At 64.8% G+C, this 7,232-nt stretch carries 6 protein-coding genes; all 6 read right to left on the bottom strand.

All coding sequences use genetic code 11. The features are described 5' to 3' along the window. Nucleotides 1-288 precede the first annotated feature (288 nt). Nucleotides 289-1,686 carry a hypothetical protein gene (locus IRZ30_RS14085; protein ID WP_294086080.1) on the bottom strand — a complete coding sequence of 466 codons (1,398 nt, stop codon included), beginning with the start codon at nucleotides 1,684-1,686 and terminating at the stop codon, nucleotides 289-291. 128 nt (nucleotides 1,687-1,814) lie between these two features. After that, nucleotides 1,815-2,666: a class I SAM-dependent methyltransferase gene (locus IRZ30_RS17190; RefSeq protein WP_366945356.1), complete on the bottom strand. Its 852-nt coding sequence runs from the start codon at nucleotides 2,664-2,666 to the stop codon at nucleotides 1,815-1,817. Between the two features lie 275 nt (nucleotides 2,667-2,941). Beyond that, on the bottom strand, nucleotides 2,942-3,310 hold the full coding sequence (locus IRZ30_RS14080) for an integrase core domain-containing protein (protein WP_294086079.1): 369 nt from the start codon (nucleotides 3,308-3,310) through the stop codon (nucleotides 2,942-2,944). A 62-nt stretch (nucleotides 3,311-3,372) separates the two neighbouring features. Continuing rightward, on the bottom strand, nucleotides 3,373-4,464 hold the full coding sequence (locus IRZ30_RS14075) for a glycosyltransferase family 4 protein (protein ID WP_294086078.1): 1,092 nt from the start codon (nucleotides 4,462-4,464) through the stop codon (nucleotides 3,373-3,375). 153 nt (nucleotides 4,465-4,617) lie between these two features. Beyond that, nucleotides 4,618-6,351 (bottom strand): hypothetical protein, encoded by a 1,734-nt coding sequence (locus IRZ30_RS14070; RefSeq protein ID WP_294086077.1) that lies wholly within the window; start codon nucleotides 6,349-6,351, stop codon nucleotides 4,618-4,620. A 33-nt stretch (nucleotides 6,352-6,384) separates the two neighbouring features. Next, nucleotides 6,385-7,232: glycosyltransferase family 2 protein (locus tag IRZ30_RS14065; RefSeq protein ID WP_366945355.1), on the bottom strand; the 848-nt coding region annotated here is incomplete at its 5' end.

Genomic DNA, 7,232 nt, shown 5'->3' with positions numbered 1-7,232 from the left:
TTCTTTGCCTGTCTCATGACCCCAATCTCTCAAGAGTTGGAGCCTCCGGCAAACCCGGGGCGATTCAGGGTGATCAGCTCGGTGAGGATCCTGAGCCCCGACCGGCTCCAGACGGGCCAGGGAACGCCCAGCCGCTCCGCAGCAACGTTGAGTGAGGCCACGCGCAGACGTCCGTCCTCACTCGCGGGAGCATCTATTGCCATGAAGCGCCACGGGGCCATTGGGGTTCGCGCCATTTCGTGGGAGGCGGGAAATGGGAAGCCGTTTCGCGGGTTGCACGCTCGGGCATTACGACGGCTGTTGGCGGGCCGGAATCAGCACGTGGAAGCTTCCAACCCGATCAACAACCACGAACGAGGTCAGGAGATGTCGGATACGCGGATCGGCCTCAAAGAACGCGCGGTAACTGAATCCATTAGGCCGGTCTCGTTCGAGAAATATGATCCGTGGTGGCCTCTCTGTTATCCCACGCCACAGGTTATCGTAAACTAGACGCTCCGCCGGCGACCAGTCGGTCGGGCTGTGGTAGTGAAAGCCGCTTGGGTTGGCGCGGTAAAATGGATGCAACCCGGGCAACATCCAGAAGCATGCGAACGGGCTCGTCCATTCCGCGCCGGTGACGTTGATGAGCGGGAAACCGATCGCGAGCTCGCCGCTCAACGCGAGCACTGGGCCATTAGGCGCCCAACGGTGCACAATCTCCACCGTCGCCGGGAAGTTGCTTGGATCGCGGGAGGTGGCCGCGTTTTGCGCCGCGAGACCGAGGTTCATCCATATGAGGGCGAACAGCGCGATGAACGGCGCTCCGAACGCCTCGTAGCGGCGCGGGAGACACAGAATCAGCGCGGCTCCGCTTAGAGCTTCGACTGGGAGCCAGTGGGTTGGCCAGCCTTTCAATTGGGATACCGTAGCGACCCACATTGCTGCCGTACCGACCAATAGTAGCACAACGAGGTGATGCCGTGCTCCCTCCGGCTTTCGAAGAAGAAACATGAGCAGAGCGCTGCCGGCGAGCGCCGTTCTCCAGCTTGTAACGATCCGGTCGAGCGGTGCGCGCCCGAACTCCTGATATAGCGGAACGGCCCAGATGAGCGCGTCAAAGTAATGCGGCGTCAGACGATACGTCAGGATGAAGTAGGCGGCCCAGATGACCGGCATTAGGAGGCACTCAGCGCGGAACAGCGTACTCCACCCTCTTTGCGATGCGAGATACAACTCGGCGCCGAGCCACAGCAGTACGAACTGCGGCTTCATCGCCAAGCCGAAAGCTGCTAGCGCTGAGATAGCGAGACGCTGTTTACGACCGATATCGTTCTCGTCGTTAGCGAGGCGAGCCGTCATCGCAACATATGGCAGCGCGAAGGCGACGGCCAGCTGCTCCCCGCCGGCGAAGTAGTAGCCATGCGCGGCCACCCCTGCGAAAGCAAACGCAACGGCCACTAGCAACCCGCCGCCGAATAGCCGCCACGCAACAACTACGGCCGCGCACGTCGCGACGGCAGTCCATACTAGGAAGAGCCGGGAGGTCGATACGCCGAGGGCACGGCCGGCCGCCGCGAAGCCGGCCGCGAGCCAGGTGTAGAGGGGCGGATGCATCTCGCCGACCGCAATGTCGCTGTAGAGCGAGCGGCCCGCGAGAAGTTGCCGCCCCAGAAAAGACTGCCAAGCGAGGTCACAGTACACCACCGAGGTAGCTCCAGCAACTGCGCAAGCGATGAGGGTAGCGTAGGTGATAGCGCCGGACAGCGATCTCCGGACCGCAGCCGGCCGATCGACTCCCGCAGCGCGACCGGCTTGGAAGGTCTCGCCCAACATCAGCCTCCCGCACGTCGGGGCGCGCTGTCGGCGACCAATGGGTGGGCGCTGACCCCTCGACGAGGTTCGTGTGTCGGCGTCCGCTCGGGAACTACGGGCTTGCGCGCCAACGCCAGTAGGCTGACACCGATCGGGATCCAGTGGGACCCAATCCAGAAGCGCTCCGCCTCAAAGATGCGACGGAGAACATCATTGACGAATCCCGGCCTAGCCCCATCGACGTCCGTTCCGGATAGTGACCTACCCAAAAGCCGGCGGCCCCAGCGCACCGCCGCGATCGGTGGAAACAGAAGGGTATTGAAGTAGGATACCCACGGGGAGGCAACTCCGGCCGAGCGGAACAGCGCGGCAAGGCTTCGGCGCGTATACCGACGAAAGTGGTGTGCGGCTACATCCTGGCGACCCCAAAGACTGGGTAAGGCAGGGACCGAGGCGACGAGAACGCCACCCGGCTTGAGCAACCGATGCGCTTCCTCGAGAAGGAGCTGGTCGTCTTCGACGTGCTCCAAGACATCAAGTAGGAGTACGGCGTCACACGATTCTGACAGAAGTGGGATCTGCTCCGCGCGCCCGACCACGAGAGCCGGGTCGTCCCGGCGCCGCGCGGGCGCCTGGCGGACACTCCCGGACATATCGGCATCGACACCTATCACGAGCCCGCGATAGCCCGCGAACGGTCGCAGCCAACCGAGGCCGAGGCGGGGACCACAACCGATGCTGGCAAGCGTCCGCGACCGCGTCGGCATGCCGAGCTCCCGCTCAAGTACGGCCGAGAACAGTCTGCGCCGGGCGCGAAACCACCAGTGCCACCGGTCCAAGTCTTCGTACCGGGCTGCGAAGCTGTGCTCCATCCTTCCGATCTCCGGGCCATCTACGACACACGTTCTGGCTACCCAAATGCCAGCGTGTGATAACCCCACGGCGGGCCTCCTGGTGTCGCCGACCGTGCGCGGCCCTTAACGGTCGGTGCTGCTGACAGGCATTGTCATGCGGAGCCCAAGCGGAACCGCTGCGTGAACCTCCTCAGATTTCCCCGCGGAACAGCCGCAGCCGGCCGGACCCACGATCTGGCTTGATGCCCAACGGCAGGTGAACGCACCGGAGTGCAACGCCGACGCCTGCCAAATTACTTGCTCGGGCTGATCCACAGATCCCTCACGCTGATGTCCGCGCGGTTCGTGCCTGTCAACGGCGGGCGAAAATCTGACAATTCTGCGGAGTGAACCCCATCCGTTGGACAGGTCGGGGCCGCGGAATTGACCTGGGCGGCCGAGGGCCGGTGTAGGGCCTCGAACTCGCTCGGGGGCAGATACCCGAGCGCGGAATGCAGTCGCCGCCGGTTGTAGACCTCCTCGAGGAAGTGCGGCAGGCGGCGCACCACGTCGTCCGGGGTGCGGTAGTCGTTGAGCAGCACCTTCTCGTGCTTGAGCGTTTTGAAAACGCTCTCCGCCCACGCAGCCACACGGTAGCGTGATAGCCGGACAAATGAATTCATATCCGGATCACGGCGTACTGCAGTCGCCCATGAGCCAATCTCCTCGCGCCAGACGTCGACTATTACCGCCTAGATCCACCGGGAGCGCCGAGCAAAGCAAGATACTCCTTGGCTGCGGCGGTCAAGCTCCAGTGCTTCGCGGCGAAGTCGGCGGCGACTCGGCCGACGGTCTGTCGCCGTTCGAGGGCCATACGGACACCGGACACGACGGAATCTACTGTAGGATCGATCAACTGCACGGCGGTACAGCCGCCGAGTTCGGATGCGTACCGTTCTGCCCCGCAGACCACGACCGGAACCCCAGAAGCCATTGCCTCCTGCACCACCAGCGGGAGGCCCTCCCCTCGAGAAGGGAGCACCAGGACGTCCGCCGCCCAGTATGCGGTGGGCATCTCGACGGGATCCAACCGCGGCACGTGAATCACGTTCGGCGGCCTAGCAGATCCCGGCCTCTCGGGCCCGTCACCCACGAGGAGGAACACCGCAGACGACAGCCTCCTACTTGCCGCTAGCACCAGGTCGACACGCTTCTGGGCGATCATTCTCCCGACAAATAACACCACCGGCACCGCGTCCGGCAACTGAAAATGGCGACGTGCTAGGAGGCGCTGTTCGGCTGTGGGTACTGAGAACCGCTCGGCAACGCCATTCGCAATCCGTATCGGCGATCGCCCTGCCACCGCTTCGATTAATGCGGCGCCGGACGGGGTGGCCGCAACAACTTCCGCTGCGGCGCGAAGGACCATCCTACCAACGACACGATTCGCGGTCCAATGGAGCAGCCGCACGATCGGGTTCCGACTACCGCCGTCTCCAATGTGCTGCGTCAACAGGACAGGTTTGCCGGTCCACCGACCGATCGCGACCGCGACGGCGCTCCCCAGGTAGAGGCAGTCATGAACGTGCATCACGTCTGCCCACGCCACCAGCTCGCGGATCTGCCGAACTCCGGTCCAACCCCAGATCGGCCAGGGGAAGCCGAGATGGCGCTCCGCCAGGTTGCAGGTGGGCACGCGGATCCGCCCATCCGGCTCCGACGCAGGAGCATCCGAGGGCTCACGGCTCGCGATCCAGCGGACGTCGTGGCCGAGCCGGCGGTACTCCCGAAATAGGGAGTCGGCGACGCCCTCGATCCCGCCGGGATGTGGCGGCATGTAATGCGTCACCATGCCGATGCGGAGCTGCCGATGGGGTTTCGACAAAAGCGGTTCGGCTTCTCTGCAGAGTGACGACTCAGGTGCCTGTCGCGTTTTCGTCGGGACGGCCCCTCCGCCCGAGCTCTTCCTCCCAGCCTCCGCTACCACACCTCAACGAGCCATCCAGAGACTGCTCTTCCCTAGCGTCCGGCGAAGCTCCAGCTCCGGAAAGTGCTCCCGCACGAACTGCGCGTCCTGCTCCCGTCCGTGGCTAACCAGGATCAGCTGAGCTCCGCGGGCAAAGGCATCATTCTTCACGAGGTCGAGCGTGTAGTAACCCGAGCGGATATCGATGAACGTGACGGCGCGAGCATCCGAGACGGTTGGGAGCGGTGCCTGGGCGAGGTGTTCCCGGATGAATCCATCGACCTGCCGAAAGCGGAGAGCGTTGGCGAACGACAGGCTCAGCAGCGTGAAACAGGCGAACGCGCGGACCCACGCCGGGCGTCCGGTCCCGGCGGACGCAAGGGCGGCCGCGCCGAAGACCGGCAACACGAGCCACGCAGAGTGGAAGTACCGACTACCCCAGCCGTGACCCTGGTCGAAGGGAACGAAGAGGTACCCGATGACCGTCAACACCGCCGATGCAAGGAGTAGACGTGCGCCAGCCCTACCCCGAAGCTGCCAGAATCCCACCGGCACGAGAAGAACGAGCCCCGGCACGGCCCAGACCGCGACCTTGAGCAAATGCACGACACGGTTGAGGGCGATCGCGAGATTCGGGGCCGTGAACCCCGCGGCGGCGACCCCAGCCAGCCGCTGCAAGCCACCCTCTAGGCCGCCGACCGCCGGTCCGGCCGCGGCTCCAGCCTGCACGTGAAACCGGAGAAGCACCCAACCGATCCCCAGCACAAGCACCAGTGGCAGATACGCGAGAATTAGGAGTGGAAGCCGGCGCCGCGTCTCACGCGAAGACGCCAGCCACGCGATCCAGGGCAGCGCAAAGAGGAGGTGCGGTAGCGGATTGTGGAGCACCAGCGCAACCGATCCGACCAAGCCAGCCAGGATCAAGCGCCACCGAGTAGGCTCAAGTAGCAGGAGCGCGAAGAGCGTGCTCGCGAGTAGGTGCGCCGCCATCGAGTAGTAGGAGATGCTCGTCACGACGAACGCGGGCGAGGCAACCGTCAGCAGCAGCGCCCAGCCCCGCGCGGTTGGCGCCCCTGGTGCAAGGTTGCCCGTCAGCTTCCAGATCGCGAGAAGCGTGGCGGCTCCGATCGCCGGGTTCAGCAACCAGGGTGCGCCACACCAAACGAACGGCGTTAGCAGCAGAGCAAACCCGGGCCAGTAGGTGGAGATTATCTGGCCCGTGCGGTCGGAGGCGGCGAAGAAGGCGCCGTTGAATGGCCTGGGCAGTAGCCAATCCAGCCACCCGGGCGGGAACTGGCCAGTCAGGCGGCCGGCGGCGAACGCCTGCGCCTGGAACAGCGGAGCGTATTCGTCCGCCGAAAGCGGATAGGCGTGATACCCCAGGACCGCGCCGGCCGCCAGCAGAGCGAACGTCGGGGCAACGATCGCGATCGGGTGATCGGAGATCCATGCAAGCACCCGGTCAATCGGCTGGTCGGGAACGAAATACGCCGCAGCGAGGCCCGCGAGGAGTATCGCAATCGCCAGCACGGCCGCAGGCGCATCGAGGGCCAGGAGCCGATAGAAGATCCCGACACGGCGGAGGTCACCGCTGCCACGGCTGGCTGCGATCGAGCCGACCACGATTGACGCCGCGGACAGTTCCACCGCCAGCGCCACGAGGAGCAGGAGCCCACGGCCCGGCCGGCGCAGCGCGCCCGGCTCCTGTTCTTTGGCGTCGGGCGCGGCGACCGCGGAACGCAGGTCACGGACGATCATCGATCGCGCCTACGGACCCAAGGTGGGCCACCATCAAGTCATCCGCCCCATTCGCACGATTCGCGTGAGGAATGCGGCGACCAACAACTCGAGCCCAGCCGCCAGCAGCGACGTGGCAGCAGAGAGATCGGCCACTGCAGCAAGCGTCCCGAAGTCGGTCAGCACCCAAATCCCGATGATTCGAAGCCAAAGCCCGGCGCCCAGCAGGAGGAACACGACCCCGACACCACGTAGCGGAACGTCACCCAATCGAACGGCCACGCGCGCGACCGCGCTGTGGCGGAAATGCATCCCGATCGAGTCGGCGTAGGTCGAGCACACCACGCCGAGGGCAAGCAGCGTACTGCCGCATAGCGACATCGCCAAGCCCGCGAGGTTCGTGTGGACATCCCAGGTGCGGAAGAACAGCGGCTTCGGCCCCGAAAGCAGGAGGAGCTGGACCGTCAGTCCGGCCGCCAGGAGTAGCACACCGGGAACGAGGAACAGCAGAGCCGGCGAGAACACGAGCATGTACTCGGTGTGTCGCCAGGCGTCTCGCAACGGATTCAGCTTGGATGGTCCGATGCGTGGCCGGTACGGGATCGGGACCTCCTTGACCCGCATTCCGAGGTCAAGTGCCTTCACGATCATCTCCGTGGCGAACTCCATCCCGGGCATTACCAGGTTGAGTGCCCGAACACGCTCGCGACGAATGGCGCGCATGCCACAATGGATGTCGGTCAACGGCACGCCGAAAAGGAGGCGAGTCATCCCAGACAAAATCGGATTGCCGATATACCGGTTCAGGAACGGCATTGCACCGCGCTCCATCTCCCCGGCGAACCGGTTGCCGATAACCAGATCCACACCCTCCTCGCGGAGCGGGCGCACGAAATCACCGA

It is taken from the genome of Sphaerobacter sp., assembly GCF_019683595.1.
In the GTDB taxonomy this organism is placed as follows: Bacteria; Chloroflexota; Chloroflexia; order Thermomicrobiales; family Thermomicrobiaceae; genus Sphaerobacter.
This window is presented reverse-complemented; position numbering and strand designations above follow the sequence as displayed.